General features: G+C 33.9%; 18 protein-coding genes and 1 pseudogene. 5 read left to right on the top strand and 14 right to left on the bottom strand.

Annotated elements, in window-relative coordinates:
- The first annotated feature begins 8 nt into the window (after positions 1 to 8).
- Positions 9 to 1391: a hypothetical protein gene (locus C8P67_RS15510; RefSeq protein ID WP_115814077.1), complete on the top strand. Its 1383-nt coding sequence runs from the start codon at positions 9 to 11 to the stop codon at positions 1389 to 1391.
- 91 nt (positions 1392 to 1482) lie between these two features.
- Here the strand turns inward: C8P67_RS15510 and C8P67_RS15515 are convergent, their stop codons facing one another.
- The 9 genes and pseudogenes from C8P67_RS15515 to C8P67_RS22505 form a co-directional block, all read right to left on the bottom strand.
- Positions 1483 to 2190 (bottom strand): PH domain-containing protein, encoded by a 708-nt coding sequence (locus C8P67_RS15515; protein WP_115814078.1) that lies wholly within the window; start codon positions 2188 to 2190, stop codon positions 1483 to 1485.
- A gap of 84 nt (positions 2191 to 2274) precedes the next feature.
- Positions 2275 to 2643: an MmcQ/YjbR family DNA-binding protein gene (locus C8P67_RS15520; RefSeq protein ID WP_115814079.1), complete on the bottom strand. Its 369-nt coding sequence runs from the start codon at positions 2641 to 2643 to the stop codon at positions 2275 to 2277.
- 148 nt (positions 2644 to 2791) lie between these two features.
- Positions 2792 to 3199 carry a GNAT family N-acetyltransferase gene (locus C8P67_RS15525; protein ID WP_115814080.1) on the bottom strand — a complete coding sequence of 136 codons (408 nt, stop codon included), beginning with the start codon at positions 3197 to 3199 and terminating at the stop codon, positions 2792 to 2794.
- A gap of 20 nt (positions 3200 to 3219) precedes the next feature.
- Entirely contained in the window at positions 3220 to 4254 is a 1035-nt protein-coding gene (locus C8P67_RS15530; protein WP_115814081.1) for a DUF4421 family protein, read from the bottom strand.
- Between the two features lie 39 nt (positions 4255 to 4293).
- Positions 4294 to 5061 (bottom strand): cyclase family protein, encoded by a 768-nt coding sequence (locus C8P67_RS15535; RefSeq protein WP_115814082.1) that lies wholly within the window; start codon positions 5059 to 5061, stop codon positions 4294 to 4296.
- Positions 5062 to 5118: 57 nt separating this feature from the next.
- Positions 5119 to 5496, bottom strand: a complete 378-nt coding sequence (locus tag C8P67_RS15540; protein WP_115814083.1) for a GxxExxY protein — start codon at positions 5494 to 5496, stop codon at positions 5119 to 5121.
- Between the two features lie 150 nt (positions 5497 to 5646).
- Entirely contained in the window at positions 5647 to 6774 is a 1128-nt protein-coding gene (gene hemW, locus C8P67_RS15545; protein WP_115814084.1) for a radical SAM family heme chaperone HemW, read from the bottom strand.
- Positions 6775 to 6880: 106 nt separating this feature from the next.
- Positions 6881 to 7732, bottom strand: a complete 852-nt coding sequence (locus tag C8P67_RS15550; protein ID WP_115814085.1) for a hypothetical protein — start codon at positions 7730 to 7732, stop codon at positions 6881 to 6883.
- 37 nt (positions 7733 to 7769) lie between these two features.
- Positions 7770 to 7864 (bottom strand): annotated as a pseudogene (locus tag C8P67_RS22505) (crossover junction endodeoxyribonuclease RuvC); the annotation flags it as partial.
- Positions 7865 to 7991: 127 nt separating this feature from the next.
- Between C8P67_RS22505 and C8P67_RS15555 the strand changes: the two are divergent.
- Positions 7992 to 8540 (top strand): hypothetical protein, encoded by a 549-nt coding sequence (locus tag C8P67_RS15555; RefSeq protein ID WP_115814086.1) that lies wholly within the window; start codon positions 7992 to 7994, stop codon positions 8538 to 8540.
- Positions 8541 to 8575: 35 nt separating this feature from the next.
- Here the strand turns inward: C8P67_RS15555 and ruvC are convergent, their stop codons facing one another.
- Entirely contained in the window at positions 8576 to 9130 is a 555-nt protein-coding gene (gene ruvC / locus C8P67_RS15560) for a crossover junction endodeoxyribonuclease RuvC (RefSeq protein WP_115814087.1), read from the bottom strand.
- 9 nt (positions 9131 to 9139) lie between these two features.
- Positions 9140 to 9562 (bottom strand): DUF1003 domain-containing protein, encoded by a 423-nt coding sequence (locus C8P67_RS15565; protein WP_115814088.1) that lies wholly within the window; start codon positions 9560 to 9562, stop codon positions 9140 to 9142.
- A 79-nt stretch (positions 9563 to 9641) separates the two neighbouring features.
- Here C8P67_RS15565 and C8P67_RS15570 point away from each other — a divergent pair, with 79 nt between their 5' ends.
- Together C8P67_RS15570 and C8P67_RS15575 are read left to right on the top strand one after the other, a co-directional pair.
- Positions 9642 to 10586: a lysylphosphatidylglycerol synthase domain-containing protein gene (locus tag C8P67_RS15570; RefSeq protein WP_115814089.1), complete on the top strand. Its 945-nt coding sequence runs from the start codon at positions 9642 to 9644 to the stop codon at positions 10584 to 10586.
- The gene (locus tag C8P67_RS15575) at positions 10583 to 11680 is read left to right on the top strand and encodes a glycosyltransferase family 2 protein (protein ID WP_115814090.1); all 1098 of its coding nucleotides are present in this window, start codon (positions 10583 to 10585) and stop codon (positions 11678 to 11680) included. Before C8P67_RS15570 ends, C8P67_RS15575 begins: the two co-directional genes overlap by 4 nt.
- A 307-nt stretch (positions 11681 to 11987) precedes the next feature.
- On the opposite strand, the gene C8P67_RS15580 is transcribed toward C8P67_RS15575, so the two are convergent.
- Complete coding sequence (locus tag C8P67_RS15580) at positions 11988 to 12464, bottom strand: hypothetical protein (protein WP_115814109.1); 477 nt, start codon at positions 12462 to 12464, stop codon at positions 11988 to 11990.
- A 112-nt stretch (positions 12465 to 12576) separates the two neighbouring features.
- On the opposite strand from C8P67_RS15580, the gene C8P67_RS15585 reads away from it, so the two are divergent.
- The gene (locus C8P67_RS15585) at positions 12577 to 13086 is read left to right on the top strand and encodes a DUF456 domain-containing protein (protein ID WP_115814091.1); all 510 of its coding nucleotides are present in this window, start codon (positions 12577 to 12579) and stop codon (positions 13084 to 13086) included.
- 435 nt (positions 13087 to 13521) lie between these two features.
- Here the strand turns inward: C8P67_RS15585 and C8P67_RS15590 are convergent, their stop codons facing one another.
- Both C8P67_RS15590 and C8P67_RS15595 read right to left on the bottom strand, forming a co-directional pair.
- Positions 13522 to 14655, bottom strand: coding sequence for an ETX/MTX2 family pore-forming toxin (locus C8P67_RS15590; RefSeq protein ID WP_115814092.1), 1134 nt, complete (start codon positions 14653 to 14655; stop codon positions 13522 to 13524).
- A gap of 129 nt (positions 14656 to 14784) precedes the next feature.
- On the bottom strand, positions 14785 to 15045 hold the full coding sequence (locus C8P67_RS15595; RefSeq protein WP_262511451.1) for an ISAs1 family transposase: 261 nt from the start codon (positions 15043 to 15045) through the stop codon (positions 14785 to 14787).
- Positions 15046 to 15152 lie beyond the last annotated feature (107 nt).

Raw genomic sequence — 15152 nt, forward strand, 5'->3', positions numbered from 1 at the left:
CTAATATCATGAAAAAAAATCTATTTAAAATAGTATTATTTAGTGCAGTCACAGCTCTAACATTAGGAAGCTGCAGCGATGATGATAAAAATGATTCAGTAACAAATCCTCCCGTAGCCGAAAGTACACGCTGGGTTTCTTTAACTGGATCTTTTCCTGACGCTGAAGGAACAGCTGGAAATGGAGGCACCCGTGCCTATGCTATTACATTAGAGAATGCTGCTAACCCAAATTATGAAGTGGATCTTTTTAAAATGGACGGCGGTAAATATACAGTAGGTTTCGCTTTAAAATCAAGCCGTACAGCCCGCGTACAAGCTTCTGAAGATGGTAAATTTCTATATAACATCCAATATACAGGAACTGAAGGCGGTGTTTTCAACAAGTACAAAGTTTCTGGTGAAGGAAAATATGAGGAAGATGGTTTTGAATTAAATACAGCTACAATTTTAGGAACATCACCTCGCTGGGTAAAAGCTGCAGAAGGCATCGGAGTAGGAGTTTTTGCAAACGCAGTAGCTTCATATGAAGGAACTGCTCCAAACTTTGTTTATAAAAACAGAGACAGCGAAATAAAAATTGCAACGATAGATTTGAATAATACAGCAATTACTAACACTGTAGCATTTAATTTCCCTTGGACAGATGAAGAAAGAGCAGCCGGATATAGTGTAGGAAGAGTTGATGTTCCTGTATTAAATGCCACTAAAGACCGATTATTTATTGGCTGTAACGTAAGTAAAGTAGACCCTTCAAAAACACCTACAATAAATGCTGACACTGGCATACCTTCATGGCCTAATGACGCTGCAAAAATTGATGGTACAAAAACATTAGTTGTAGATTTTCCTTCTCTAAGAAATCCTAGAGTTATTACTTCTACTTTAACAAAAACAAACAATCACGGATACCGTACAATGACACAATATGTTGGTACAGATGGTAATATTTACCAAGCTACAGCAACTTCTGGTCCAGACATTATCCGTATCAGCAAAACAAATAACAGTTATGATCCAAATTATCATTTTAATCTGAATACTGCTTTGAATGTAACCGGCGCTAGCATTAAAGCCTGGAGATATATTAAAGACGGAGTGGGTGTTGTTCTTTACACAATTACTGGTACTAATGGCGGATACGTTGCATTAATAAATCTAAATGATAAAACCGCCGAAAAATTAACTACAGATGTTGAAACAGATGCAGCTTTATCAACAACATTGGGTCAATTCCAAAACATTGGTATTGTTGGAGACAATGTATACCTTCCATTAACACCGCAAAGTAAAGATGGTAATATTTACATTGTAAACTGGAAAACCAAAGCAATCAAAAAAGGTGCTAAATTAAAAGGTGCTTCCGGAAGTTTCTATTTAGGTGCTTACTAAGTCTTTTTAGAACAAACAAAACTTAAAAACAAAAACCCTGATAAATTTTGATTTATCAGGGTTTTTGTTTTTTTTAAAAGCTGGATGCCGATTACATCAAACTCAAAATCTCTTTCTTGAAAGCGTCATATTCACCCTGCATAATCAAACCGTTGTCAAGGAGTTTTTTATAGTTTTGAAGCTTTGCAAAAAGTTCGTCCTGCGTCAATTCACTCGTTTTTTTCTCGGCCGAAGCAGCTGTATTTTCTACAATCGGCTCAGCATAATTAGAAACTACAGGCATAATTTCGGCAAAATCAGTTACTTCTTCCGCTTCTACTTCTTCAATCAATTCTGATTCTTCAATTGCTGCAGGAATATTTTCTTCATTAATGACTGATGCAGAAGCTGCAGCAACTGCGCCGTTTTTCAATATATCCAATTGTTCTTTGGCAAACGTAGCAATTTTTCTAGCCTGAATTTTTGGAATATAATCTATAGAAACCTGGATCTGTGTTTTGGTCGAAAACGAAAATTCAGAACCTAAAATATTTTCTTTCATAAATGTACCTTCAATTTCGTCCCAAGTAAAATCGGTGAAATTCATTGAAAGCCCCATATTCTTAGGCTGGCAGATAATAATTCTTTTATTGGTTACCACAATACTATCTGGAAAAACGGTGATAGCTGGTTTTTTCTGAACAGCAATATACCCTACTTCTTCATTTTTCATCAATAAATCATTCAGTTTTGAAGTGATTTTTTCGATGGCTTTTGGATCTTGTTCTTCGTTAAGGAACTTTTTAAGATTATCAATCATAGTATTTTATTTGAAAGTGTCTGATATTTTTGAACAAAAGTAATGTCTATTTTTCTAATTGCTTCGCCTATTCGGTAAAATATTTTACTCTAGGTCAATAATTTCAGTTTGAATTTTCTTGGTTAAACTTTTAAAAACCAACTCATAGGAATGATCGATTAATTCTTTCAGCAGCGCATTTGGAACATCACTGTTTACAGCTATAGTATTCCAATGCACTTTACTCATATGAAAACCGGGCTGAATCGCATCATACTCGGCGCGCAGTTCTTGTGCGCGTTCTGGATCACACTTAAGATTCATCGATGGATTTCCTTTTTCCCACTGCAGTAAAGAGGAAAGTGCAAACATTTTCCCTCCTACTTTAAACACCAAAGTATCTTCATCAAACGGAAAATGTTCCGTAACTCCTTTTTTGGAAAGGCAATATTCGTAATACGTTTCTAGATTCATTATTGACTAAATTTAATACTATTTTGAAGCAGGAACATTCGCTTTATTTACAAGTTTCCTCCCGCTTTCCGTTGCAATCTTGCGGGCTGAACCCCAGCCCTCAAGGATTTCCACTGCAATCGGGGCTAAAGAGAAACATGCTGCTTTTTTACACAATCTTTTCCATCATTCGTTCGGGAAATGCTAACTCTTTAAAACCAAATTTCTCATACAAAAAGTGGGCATCTCTCGTTGCCAATCTCCATATTTTCACTGCTTTCAACGAAGGTTCCTCCATCATCGCCGAGATCAAAATAGAAGAATATCCTTTTCCTCTATGTTCTTCGGCTATAAAAACGTCCATCATATAAGCAAAAACCACATAATCGGTAATGACTCTGCCAAAACCAATCTGCACATCATTCAGATAAATTCCAAAACAAACGGAAGCATCAATTGTTCTCTGCACTTCATCACTTGTGCGCCCTGCAGTCCAATAAATGTCCTTTAGAAAATTCTGGATAAAAGGAACATTCAGTTTTTGTTTATCTGTTGAAACGTAAATCTGTCGTAACATATTTTGAAAAAAATTAATTTTTAAAGTTTTAATTTATCATTGATTTTGTTTACCGGCTTGCTGATAAATTTTGGGGCATCAAACCGATAGCCAAAATACAACAAAATATAAGCCTTATCCTCTGAAACAACTTGGTTTTTAGTCTGATTATACAAATTTGAGTCAAAATTAAAATTTAATCCAAAAAGAACCCTTTCAGTATTATACCCCATTCGAAGTCCTCCTTTTAAAGTGGTCAAAAAATAACTGTTATTTTCTTCACTTCGGTTTCCGGAATTATCGATTTTTGAATCAATAAATTTAACTCCAAATGCTGTTGTTAAATTAGGTGCTATATAAAATTTCCTGCCAATAATAAAGTTATAAAAATAACCTGCTCCCAAACTTACATCATAATCATTCTGTTTAGCTTGTGCAAAATCAGTTTCAAAGAATGTTTTTTTATAGTCATAGATCAAAGTCGGAATAAAACTTCCGGCGCTTTCCTTTTGCCACTCGGTAAAGGACGTGATACTTTTTAGTGAAAATTTTGGATTAAAAATATACGAAGTCGACATTCCGTATCGTGTCGTTTTCAAATTAGGAAATAACAAATACGCTTCTTTTTCAGGATCCCAATCAGAAACAAAATCTTGCGTGTTTGCAACATAATAGCCTCTCGTTTTGCTGTACTCAATTGTCTGAAGCCATCTGCCGGCAAAAAATCTAAAATTATATTCTGAAAATTTAGATTTCCCTTTCTTATCCTCATCTTCGTAAGCTGGCTGAAAACCATACGAAAACCCTATAAATTTATAATCGACGGCAAAAAAAAGTTTGTAATTATAATTGGTTTCCAAATACAAATTATCCCCATTTTTATCTTCCAAAGACTGAGCATCCGACTGGGAATTCAGATTGGCTCTAATCATTATTTTATCAGGATAGAAAACAATATTTGAAGTGTCTATTTCTTTTTTTTGACTAAAAACAGTTGCAACGCATAAAAACAAAACAGCAGAGAAAAGAGCAGTTTTCTGCCAATATTGATTATTGCTATATCTTACTGTTTTCAATTCTTAATTTTAATTCTAATTTAAGTCTTTAAAATCTTTTTACAAAATAGCATACAAAATAGGTTTACTTGGGCTTGCATCATTCTCGAAAGAAGCAATTTGTAAATTCAGCAGATAACTTCCGTCTTCTATGTGGTCATCTACAAAAATCATTTCGGTAATGGTGCAGTCCAATCTGGCATCGGAGTTTAGATTATTGACATCTTTTACATTCCAAAAGGCTTTGTGAGCCAATAATTTTCCTTCGTCTTTTTCTCTATCTACACTGGGTAAATCAATAAGCAAATGTTTGATTCCGTTTTCACGGATGAATTGCGAGGCATTCTCAGCCAGATAGGGCGGATTTGTATTTGAATATTTTAATGATTTTTTAATTCTAAAATTCGGAAGTGTTCTTATGATTATCGCTTCCGCAGATGAATTGCCCCAAGCTTTTTTAATCTGATCCCTTGTTATCACCTCATCTTCTCCCTGCATTTCCGGAACAACCGAAACTAATTCAGCCAAAAAGAAAAACTTTTTCAGCGATTGGTTGATACTATAAAATTCACTTGTAATATGCCCAAGACATTCGGTATGCGTTCCATGTCCGTGCGGATTAAAAAAAACATTATTAAAATTCGTCGATGATTTTCCTTCGGAAACCTTACCTATCCAATCTCCAAAAACAACAGGTTCAATCACAGGTTTTTCGATATACCAAGCAATAGGATTATCGTCTGTATTGGTTAATGGTATCGAAATATCAATGGGTTTTGACAGATCGACTTCTATTTCTTGATTGTTATGCTGGATTGTTGTTTTCATGCTTTTTTTAACCGCAAGGTTCACAAAAGTTTACGCAAAGTTCGCAAAGAAACTCTTTTAAAGATTATTTACGACTCTTTTAATTCCGTTTTTTATTAATAGAACATTAAAATTTATAAGCATACCTAGTTTGCAATTGGTAAGTTTTAAATACGTTAAAAGCTGGGCAAAATGAATATCATTTAACGCATCAACAGATTTTATTTCTAAAATTAATTTGTTTTCGACAATTATATCTAAACGATAGCCTACATCTAACCGAACCTCTTCATAAATTAATGGGAGCGGTTTCTGTTTTTGAATTTCTAAACCAGTCTTTTTTAATTCATAAAACAAACATTCTTCATAAGCACTTTCTAAAAGCCCTGGTCCCAAAGTTTGATGCACCTTTAATGCACAATCAAAAACAATTTTAGATAATTCGTTTTCAGTCATATATATTTTCTTACCGCAAGGTTCGCAAAAGTTTACGCCAAGAACGCAAAGCTAAACTTCTAGCTGATTATAAAATAAATATAAGAAAAATACTTAGATAAACAATAGCGACCCTTGCGTAAACCTTTGTGCTCTTTGCGGTTAAATCTCCTAATTTAAATAAAATAAATCTGACGCAATTCCATCAGTCAAGAATTTTCCTTTAGAAGTGGGTTTCAAAATATTGTTTTCAATCGAAAGCAAATCATCGTTTAGATATTTCTGAGCTTGTTTTAGTAAATAGTTTAAGTAATCAATTCCAAACTCAGCTTCAATTCTGTCCAAAGAAACGCCCCAAATCGTCCGCAGACCTGTCATAATATATTCATTATAGCGGTCAGACATAGAGAGAATTTCAATTTCATTAGGCAGTTTATCTTCCTGAATGGATTTTAAATAAATAGAATTATTCGAAATATTCCAGCTGCGAGAAATGCCGTCATAACTATGGGCAGACGGCCCAATACCAATATATTTTTTTCCTAACCAATAAGCCGAATTGTTTTTGGAAAAATAATTTCCTTTTCCAAAATTGGACAATTCATAATGTATAAAATCATTCTTTTCCAATGTTTCCACCAAAATCGCAAAATGTTCCTGAGCCTGTTCGTCGTTGGGTTTGGCTATTTTTCCAGTTTGGATGAGTTTGTTCAAGGCAGTTTTGGGTTCGACCGTCAATGCGTAACTTGATATGTGCGAAATACCAAAACTCAAAGCTGTTTCAATATTCTGTTTCCACATATCATTGCTCATTCCTGGAATTCCATAAATCAAATCAAGTGAAATATTATCGAAATATTTGGTTGCTTCTTCCAGACATTTTTTGGCTTCCGCCGAATTATGGGCACGATTCATCATTTTCAAATCTTCTTCATAAAAAGATTGGATTCCGATGCTTAAGCGGTTTATAGGGCTTTTTGATAATTCAAAAATTCGTTCGGTTGATAAATCATCAGGATTTGCTTCGAGCGTTATTTCTGGATTTTCAGAAATTTTGTAATTCTTATATACTTCATCAATCAAAAATCTTATTTCTGAAATCTGCAATACAGAAGGTGTTCCTCCACCAAAGTATATAGTTTCGACAACCTCATCTTTAAACTCACTTTTACGCATCTGTATTTCTTTGGCAATAGCCAAAACCATTTCTTCTTTCTTCTTCATTGAAGTCGAAAAATGAAAATCGCAGTAATGACAAGCCTGCCTGCAGAATGGTATGTGTATGTAGATTCCTGACATAATAAAAAAAGAGCAAGTTAAATCTTGCTCTTGAATAATTTCTATTTAAATTAAAAAATTATCTTTTTAATTTCTTTTAGAGAATTGTTTATGTCTAAAAACAGTGTTATTTAGTCATCTCTTTAAACTTTCCTTCAGTAATTACAATTTGTGAATCATCATCAGGATGAGTTGCGGTCAGACTAAAAGTTCCCTCCACATAATTACCCGCTACAGTTGTATAAGTTATAGTTCCAGCAACATTATAATCTACATATTCACCTGTTTCGACATCAAATTTCTCTAGAGAAATCCCATTAGAAAAGTCATTGCCTGTAAAAGAAAAAGTACCTGTTTTTAAATCTCCCTTTGGGAAAACGATACCTAAACTGTATTCTCCATCATTCTGAACGTTCAGCGTTGTAATTTGAGTTGACCATGTTGTAGAGCTGTCAAATGCCATACCATGCCAATCATTACCATTAAATTTTGCAAAAGTTCCTAATCCTGGAATATCTGGAGTTGCATTTGTATAAGGCACATTAAATGAACCACTAACTATGATAAAATCTGATTCGGAATCATATCCATCGATATACATTTTACCAGAAAATTTTACTTTCACCGTTTTGTTGGCTGTATTCAGTTCTTCCAAGGTAAAAGTAAAAGTATTGGAGGTAAAAATTTCTGAAGTTTCATGACTCGAAGCGCCAAAAGTAGTTGCTCCGTACAAATTGCCGTAAGCATTAAACACAAAATTAACTACAATTCCATCGGATGTTAAGCCTTTAACCTGCAGGTAATCATCCATTTTTTTAGCTTCCCATGAATTAACTTTTTTTGTTTCGTTATTATAAACAAAGTCAAAAGACCCTGTTGCAGTTGGAGTCTCAGTATTTTCATTAGTATCATCTCCAGAAGAACAAGAAGCGAAAATCGCAGTAAATAGTACAACTGCAATAAATTTAATTTTTTTCATTATAAAATCAAGGTTAAGTTATTTTTTACAAATATAACTATTTTCTTATTTTATCTTCATTTTGTTTCACAAAAGCATCCCAGTCAGAATAGCTTTTGTCAAGCTAACAATTTTCTCCGAATTGAAAAAGTGAAAACCCTACCTTAAGAATTGCATGTGAATGTAAATACCTGACATAGAAAAATAGATAAATTAAAGTAATATTCTTATTAAATAAAAAAATATTTATTTAGATTTGCCAAAATTTATAACTTGTATCATGAAAAAAATTACTCAGTTACTTCTTATCTTACCATTTATTCTTTTCTCTTGTTCCTCAGATGACGATTCCGATGACACAAAATCCGATGATGCTGCAAAACCTGAATTCGCTATGACTGCTACAATTAACGGACAATCCTTTAAAGCAAATAATCCTTTTGGCACTAATCTTTATTCTTCAACAAACTTGTGGGACTATTACCCGCTAGAAGATTTTGTTATGCTACAAGGACGACAAGGCGGCGTATTGGGCAATCCTGAAATTAATATTTGGTTAAAAAGAACAAAACTTGCAGTTGGGACCTATGGTATTAGTACTGATCACAACGATCCAACATCTCATGCAATAGATTTAACAGATATATCAACTGATGATTTTGAGTATACTAAAGAAGGAACTCTTACTATAACCGAAATTAATACTAAAACAAAGATTATTAAAGGGACATTCAGTTTTACAACTTCTTCAACTTATTTTGATCAAATTGATACGAACAACACTGTTACTAATGGTACATTTTATTATCAATATGAAGAAATAAAATAATCCTATTGAGTAGTCAGATTATTAAAATAATCTGACTACTTTTTTATTCTCTCCTCATTCTGTTTCACAAAAGCATCCCACCCAGAATAGCTTTTGCCAGCAACAATTTTCCCCGAATTGAAAAAGTGACAAACTGCTGCCGCCAAACCATCTGTGGAATCTAGATTTTTGGGCAATTCTTTCAGCCCTAATAATTGCTGGAGCATTTTGGCAACTTGTTCTTTGGTTGCGTTTCCGTTTCCTGTGATGGCCATTTTTATTTTTTTGGGCTCGTATTCGGTGATCGGAATATCTCTGGAAAGTCCCGCTGCCATTGCTACGCCCTGCGCTCTTCCTAACTTTAACATGGATTGAACGTTTTTTCCAAAGAAAGGAGCCTCAATCGCTATTTCGTCTGGATGATGGGTTTCTATCAGTTCGATAGTGCGCTCAAAAATAATTTTTAATTTCTGGTAATGGTTGTCGTATTTAGACAGCTGCAGTTCGTTGAGTTGCAGAAATTCCATTTTCTTGTTGACAATTTTTATCAATCCAAAACCCATAATTGTGGTTCCGGGGTCAATTCCTAATATAATGCGTTCTTTTGTCAAGGTTTGTTTTTATTTAGCCGAATTACTTTCCATTTCTTCCAGCATCTTAATTATTTTATCTAATTTTTCGGTTTCAATTTTATCCAATCGAATTGCCAAAGCCTCGATTTCCAGCTTTGCATCCACATTCGTCTGATAATCCGACTGTGCTTGAACCCTGTCTCGTTCGCTTTGTCTGTTTTGCGACATCATAATAATAGGTGCTGCATAAGCTGCCTGAGTCGAAAAAAGAAGATTTAGCAATATGAAAGGATACGCATCCCAATGATATGCATAACCAACAAGATTCAATCCCATCCAGATTATTACAAAAACGGTCTGCAGAATTATGAACCGCCAAGATCCCATTCCATTCGCTACTGAATCGGCCAAACGGCTTCCAAATCCAGATGCTTCTTTGTGCCTTTCGTGCCAAGTTTTGTTATTGCTCATATTTATTTGATATTAGTTTTATCAATCTCTGTTGGACTTTACGCTATCTTGTATAATAGTTTTTCCTTTACTTTGTGGCATGATTTCAATACCACACAAAACTAAGCAATTCCTTGTACTTCTAGTCAAACTTTTGATTGTAGGCGGTGCGTTTTATTTTATTTACAGTCAATTGGCTAATAACGAGAAACTCGACTGGCAAAAATTCTTGGTACTGTTTCATAAAAATCAGTCAGCGGCAGGAATTGGGTTTATTCTGCTTTTGAGTGTATTGAACCGTTTGTTCGAAATCCTGAAGTGGCAAAATTTAGTTTCTTATCTTCATCCTATTTCTTTGGGTGAGGCAACCAAACAAGTCTTGGCTGCACTTACCGCTGGACTCTTTACTCCAAACGGTGTAGGTGAATATGCCGGAAAAGCATTGTATTTTGACAAAAAAGAAACCAAAAAAGTGGTATTCTTAAACCTGATCTGCAACGGAATCCAAATGATACTGACTGTTATTTTTGGAGTTTTTGGACTGCTGTATTTTAATTCGCGGTACAATGTGATTACTGCCAAAACTGTTGCTGTACTTTTTGGAATCTGCTTTTTGTTTTTTGGAATTTTATTTTTTTCGAAAAAAGTAAATATTAAAGGCTATTCGATAGAAAAACTGATTCATAAAATCAACGAAATCCCAAAATCGATTCATCAAAAAAATACGCTTTTGGCTATTTTGCGTTATTTGGTTTTTTCGCACCAATACTATGTTTTGTTTCTGGCTTTTGATGTTGATCTGCCGTATTTCATTCTAATGTCGGTTATTACAAGTGTTTACTTTTTGGCTTCGGCATTGCCAACTTTTCAGTTTTTGGATTTTGCCGTAAAAGGAAGCGTGGCGGTATATTTCTTCGGAATATTGGGCGTAAATGAATGGGTAGTTGTCTTTGTTTCCACGTTGATGTGGTTCCTGAACGTAGTTCTGCCGGTTCTTATTGGAAGTTACTATGTACTGAATTTCAAAACCAAAAAAGCGGTATGATTTTGTTTTTATTTGGCATAGTAATCGTTTATGTGCTTACCATTGGCTGGCTCATTTATGGTTTTACCAAAATAAATGATTTTGAATATATCGGCTTACCGCCAAAAACCAGCTTCAGTATTATTGTTCCCTTTCGAAATGAAGCTGAAAATTTACCGGTTTTATTAGAAAGCTTTTCAAAACTGAATTACCCTACGGATTTGTTTGAAGTGATTTTGGTTGATGATGCTTCAGATTTAAGATTTAAGATTAACGATTTAGGATTTAAGATTTCTCTAATTGACAACATTCGGGTTTCAAATTCTCCAAAGAAAGATGCCATTGCAACCGCTATGGAAATCGTAAAAACCGATTGGGTCATCACCACCGATGCTGATTGTGTTGTTTCTGAAAATTGGCTGCTGACCTTGGATAATTTCATTCAATTAAATCCTGTTGCTATGATTGCGGGAGCGGTTACTTACGATTATCAAGATTCTTTTCTGCATCATTTTCAGCAATTGGATTTGGCAAGTCTGCAGGGCGCAACGATAGGAAGTTTTGGAATTAAAAAAGGTTTTATGTGCAATGGTGCTAATTTTGCTTACACCAAATCATTTTTTCAAGAGTTAAAAGGTTTCAAAGGCAATAATTCGATTGCCAGCGGTGATGATGTTTTTCTGCTACAGAAAGCCTTGTCCAAATTCCCCGAAAAAGTATCTTATTTAAAATCGGAAAATACCATTGTCACCACAAAACCTGCCGATGATTGGAAATCGCTGTTTTACCAGCGCGTTCGCTGGGCTTCCAAAACGACTTCTTATCAAAGTTTTTTTGGAAAAAGGCTGGGAATGATTGTCTTTCTGATGAATTTTGGTTTTGTTTATTGTTTTGTGCTGACTCTTTTGGGAATGCTTCCTTATTTCCTAATTTGGGTTTACTTCTTAATCAAATTTGGAATTGACACTGTACTGATTCAAAAAACCAAACATTTTTTAACGAAACACAAAATTCGTTATTTACTTTTAAGCAGTTTGTGGTATCCTTTTTTCAGTACAGCTGTGGCTTTGTATTGCCTTTTTGGAAAATACGAATGGAAAGGGAGGAGATTTTAGATTTAAGAATTCAGATTGCAGATTTTTAGATTTCTTTCTCACTTTATTCTCAAATTCGCATAGCTGTAAAAATTAGATACTTTGAAGAATATGACTATCTGTGGCTAATACCAAACCGATAAATTGGCCATAGATTATAAAGATTCTCACAGATTTCTCAAAAATGCTTATAAAATCTATGAGAATCTTTATAATCTGTGGCAAAAAAAATAATCGTTCTTTAACATTGTCGATCAGCTTGCGGAGATCTCTCCTTCGTCGAGATGACAAAACTGAGGCAAAATTTAGTAAAATTCTTAAATCTATTCTACTCCACTTTTAAAATTACTGGAAGAATAAATTGGGTTTTTACGGGAATTCCCCTCTTGATTGCCGGATTGATTTTTGGAAAATCTACCAAACGGACTTTGAGAATGCTGTCGATTTTTATTTTATCATAAGCCACGGAATCCTTAGGAAACTGCGGTTCGAACTTCATAGTGGCATTTGGAAAAACGGTTACTTTGACCTCGATGGTATCCAGCTCCGGATACAGCATTGCCAGTGTGTCGCTGCACAATTTCTCCTGTATTAATTGAGTCAGCACCTCAAAGAAACATTGCTGGCGCTGTTTTTTGTCTTCAATTTTATCACAGTCCACCATTGAGGGATATTCATCTACTTCTTTCCAATTAATAGCTTTTAATTCCTTTTGCAGCAATTCCTTTTCGGAAGGGACCTGCTTGTCAAAATACTGACAGGAATTAAAAAGTATAAAAACTAAAAAAAGGGAATACTGCTTCAATGTTTGTTTTTTGAATGGCACTTATATGTTATAAAAATACAATTATTTTTCCCATATTCGTATATGAAATGAGGGCTGTATTTTCGGCTCCAAAATTACTAAAAATATTTTTATGGATTTCCTGCTTTTGATTTTGGGTTTTGTTTGTGTTGTTGTAGGCGTCTTTGGGAGTTTTTTACCTGTTTTACCAGGGCCGAGCATAAGCTGGGTTGGAATTGTACTGCTGTATTTTACTAAAGCTGTTCCTGCCAATTATTGGATTTTGGGGATTTCCTTATTGATTACGATTATCCTGACCATTTTGGATTATGTTATCCCTGCAAAAGGAACTAAAAAATTTGGTGGCAGCTCCTACGGTATTTGGGGAACTAATATTGGTCTGATTGTCGGAATTTTTGCTCCTATTCCGCTGGGATTTATTATTGGACCGTTTGTGGGCGCTTTTGTGGGCGAACTCATTCATGATTCTAAAGACCATCAACGCGCTTTGAAGGTTGCAACCGGCTCTTTGCTTGGTTTTCTGGCTTCGTCGTTTATGAAATTTGTAGTGTGCATGATGTATCTGGGATTATTTATTTGGATTGTTTACCAAAATAGTACTTCTATATGGAACCAATCCTAAAAAATTATTTAAAGTGAAAATATTGTTTAGCAGATAAAAATCATGTTTCACTGCTGTTTTTTTAAGCAATTTTGCAAACAGAATCAAAAGGTTCTGCTTTAATTACTTTTTAGATTTTCGTAAAAAAGCAGTATACTGATCTTTAGCCCTGATGGAAGTGGAAATCCTCTTGTGCTGAATTCAGCATAAGAGATTGCAACGGACAGCAGGAGCAATATTTCTGAAAACAGCAACTCTTTCTGCTCCTAAAATTAATAATCAGGTTAAATCATTTTTCATCAGATTGTATAATTCTTTTTAAACTATTGCTGTATTGCAACCTGAATAGTTACAGAGTATTAATAGTAAAATTTTTAATAGTAATGAATGAGTTTGTCAAAACCCATTCATTACTTTGTTGATTGTTAATGGTTCCTATTTATAATAAAATAATATTTACAATTTTACAAAAGTTCCATTTTTTAAATTTGATATTGTTACTGATTTCCCAGCCTTAATATCATTGATATTATATACAATTTGTGAAGCTTGAATACCCTCCCACCTTCCACTTAATTTTTTAATAGTATTAGTAGATCTATGTTTAAATGTTGCTTCATAGTTTACAGATATTTTTTTCATTGCTATAGATGCTGTTATACTATATGTCGAATATGGTGTTACAGAAATTGGGAAATTATATGAGCGAGAGTCCTCATTTTGTGATGCACCTCCATATTGCCAGCTTGCAGATGTTGTGACTTCAGTATTAATATTTCCATCTATAAATGGTACTTTAACTTTTAATGAAGATGATACTTTAATACTTATACCTTTTGTCTGTGAGAAATTTGAAGATTCTGTTGCTTTAGTTGCAAAATTAGCTGACATTGTTTGTTGCAAGGCTGTATTGTTTGTAATTGAGATTGATGTTATGAAACTAGGTACCATTGTAACAACATCTTCTGGCGCTAGAGAATACGTAATACCCACTAAATCAAATTCACCAGCTGCTTCAATTTTCCAATTTTGTCTACCTGTTAAATCATCATTCGTCCATAAATCAACTAAAGAGCCATCTGAAGTACAACTTAAATATTTTCTCGCAGTATTAACTCCACCCTTAACAATAATAGAAAATACATCGTTGTTAAGTGGTATGATGTTCCATCTTTGTCTACCTGATAAATCATCTTTCGTCCATAAATCAACCTTTCTACCATCCTCAGATGTACTTAAAAATCTATTTGAGTTAGATACACCTGAATAAATATTTATATTATATGATCCATCTGAAAGCGGGTTAAATACCCATTGTTGTCTTCCGGATAGATCGTCAATATTCCATAAATCAACTTTCGTTCCATCTTCAGTGGTACTCAGATATTTTTTAGAACCAGTTAGTCCCTTTATAGGAGTTAATGTTACAGGAATGCCTGTCCAATCAAATGTGTTTGAAATAGATGTGCTTTTTAAGGATGATAAAGATGCCTCCTTTTTAGTAGGAATAATAGTTTCATCAATAATTGACGATTCACCGCAACTTGCTAAAAGTATTGGCAATAAATAAATAATGCGTTTTAAATTCATTTGTGAAATATTAAGTTTATAATAAAAACAAATTTAACACAAATAAACTTAACATAAAAAAATTTAACAAAAATAAACTGAACATACAAGCTTTGTTTGTTGAGTCCAGGGCAAACGCATAAAAATTGATTATTTTAAGTAGATAATTATTATCCAAGCAGCTTTTAATCTTTTAGCTTTGATACTTAATTTATCCGAATTTTCTTTTGTTTTTTGAGCTTGAGCAAAATTTTCGGCGGCATTCCCTATTCTTTTTATTTGTCGGTCTTCATTAAAAGTAACGTCTAATGTCCAATGCAATGAATTCTCTATTGACCAATGTTCTCTAATATATTGGTTCAAATTTTCAGCAGATGCTTCTAGGCTACTGATGTATAATAGTGTTTCTATGGATTTTTTATCGGATCAAAACATTTTGTTGTGGAGAAATATTAAAATATAGATTTTTGTATTTTAAAATTATACATAAATGCAAGATTCCTTTATCGATATTCTCA

The organism is Flavobacterium aquicola (assembly GCF_003385115.1).
Lineage (GTDB): Bacteria > Bacteroidota > Bacteroidia > Flavobacteriales > Flavobacteriaceae > Flavobacterium > Flavobacterium aquicola.

Excerpts from the sequence above, each read along its gene's own strand:
- C8P67_RS15510 (WP_115814077.1), top strand. The coding sequence starts at position 9 with ATGAAAAAAAATCTATTTAAAATAGTATTATTTAGTGCAGTCACAGCT.
- C8P67_RS15515 (WP_115814078.1), bottom strand. The coding sequence starts at position 2,190 with ATGATTGATAATCTTAAAAAGTTCCTTAACGAAGAACAAGATCCAAAA.
- C8P67_RS15520 (WP_115814079.1), bottom strand. The coding sequence starts at position 2,643 with ATGAATCTAGAAACGTATTACGAATATTGCCTTTCCAAAAAAGGAGTT.
- C8P67_RS15525 (WP_115814080.1), bottom strand. The coding sequence starts at position 3,199 with ATGTTACGACAGATTTACGTTTCAACAGATAAACAAAAACTGAATGTT.
- C8P67_RS15535 (WP_115814082.1), bottom strand. The coding sequence starts at position 5,061 with ATGAAAACAACAATCCAGCATAACAATCAAGAAATAGAAGTCGATCTG.
- C8P67_RS15540 (WP_115814083.1), bottom strand. The coding sequence starts at position 5,496 with ATGACTGAAAACGAATTATCTAAAATTGTTTTTGATTGTGCATTAAAG.
- hemW (WP_115814084.1), bottom strand. The coding sequence starts at position 6,774 with ATGTCAGGAATCTACATACACATACCATTCTGCAGGCAGGCTTGTCAT.
- C8P67_RS15550 (WP_115814085.1), bottom strand. The coding sequence starts at position 7,732 with ATGAAAAAAATTAAATTTATTGCAGTTGTACTATTTACTGCGATTTTC.
- C8P67_RS15555 (WP_115814086.1), top strand. The coding sequence starts at position 7,992 with ATGAAAAAAATTACTCAGTTACTTCTTATCTTACCATTTATTCTTTTC.
- C8P67_RS15565 (WP_115814088.1), bottom strand. The coding sequence starts at position 9,562 with ATGAGCAATAACAAAACTTGGCACGAAAGGCACAAAGAAGCATCTGGA.
- C8P67_RS15570 (WP_115814089.1), top strand. The coding sequence starts at position 9,642 with ATGATTTCAATACCACACAAAACTAAGCAATTCCTTGTACTTCTAGTC.
- C8P67_RS15575 (WP_115814090.1), top strand. The coding sequence starts at position 10,583 with ATGATTTTGTTTTTATTTGGCATAGTAATCGTTTATGTGCTTACCATT.
- C8P67_RS15585 (WP_115814091.1), top strand. The coding sequence starts at position 12,577 with ATGGATTTCCTGCTTTTGATTTTGGGTTTTGTTTGTGTTGTTGTAGGC.
- C8P67_RS15590 (WP_115814092.1), bottom strand. The coding sequence starts at position 14,655 with ATGAATTTAAAACGCATTATTTATTTATTGCCAATACTTTTAGCAAGT.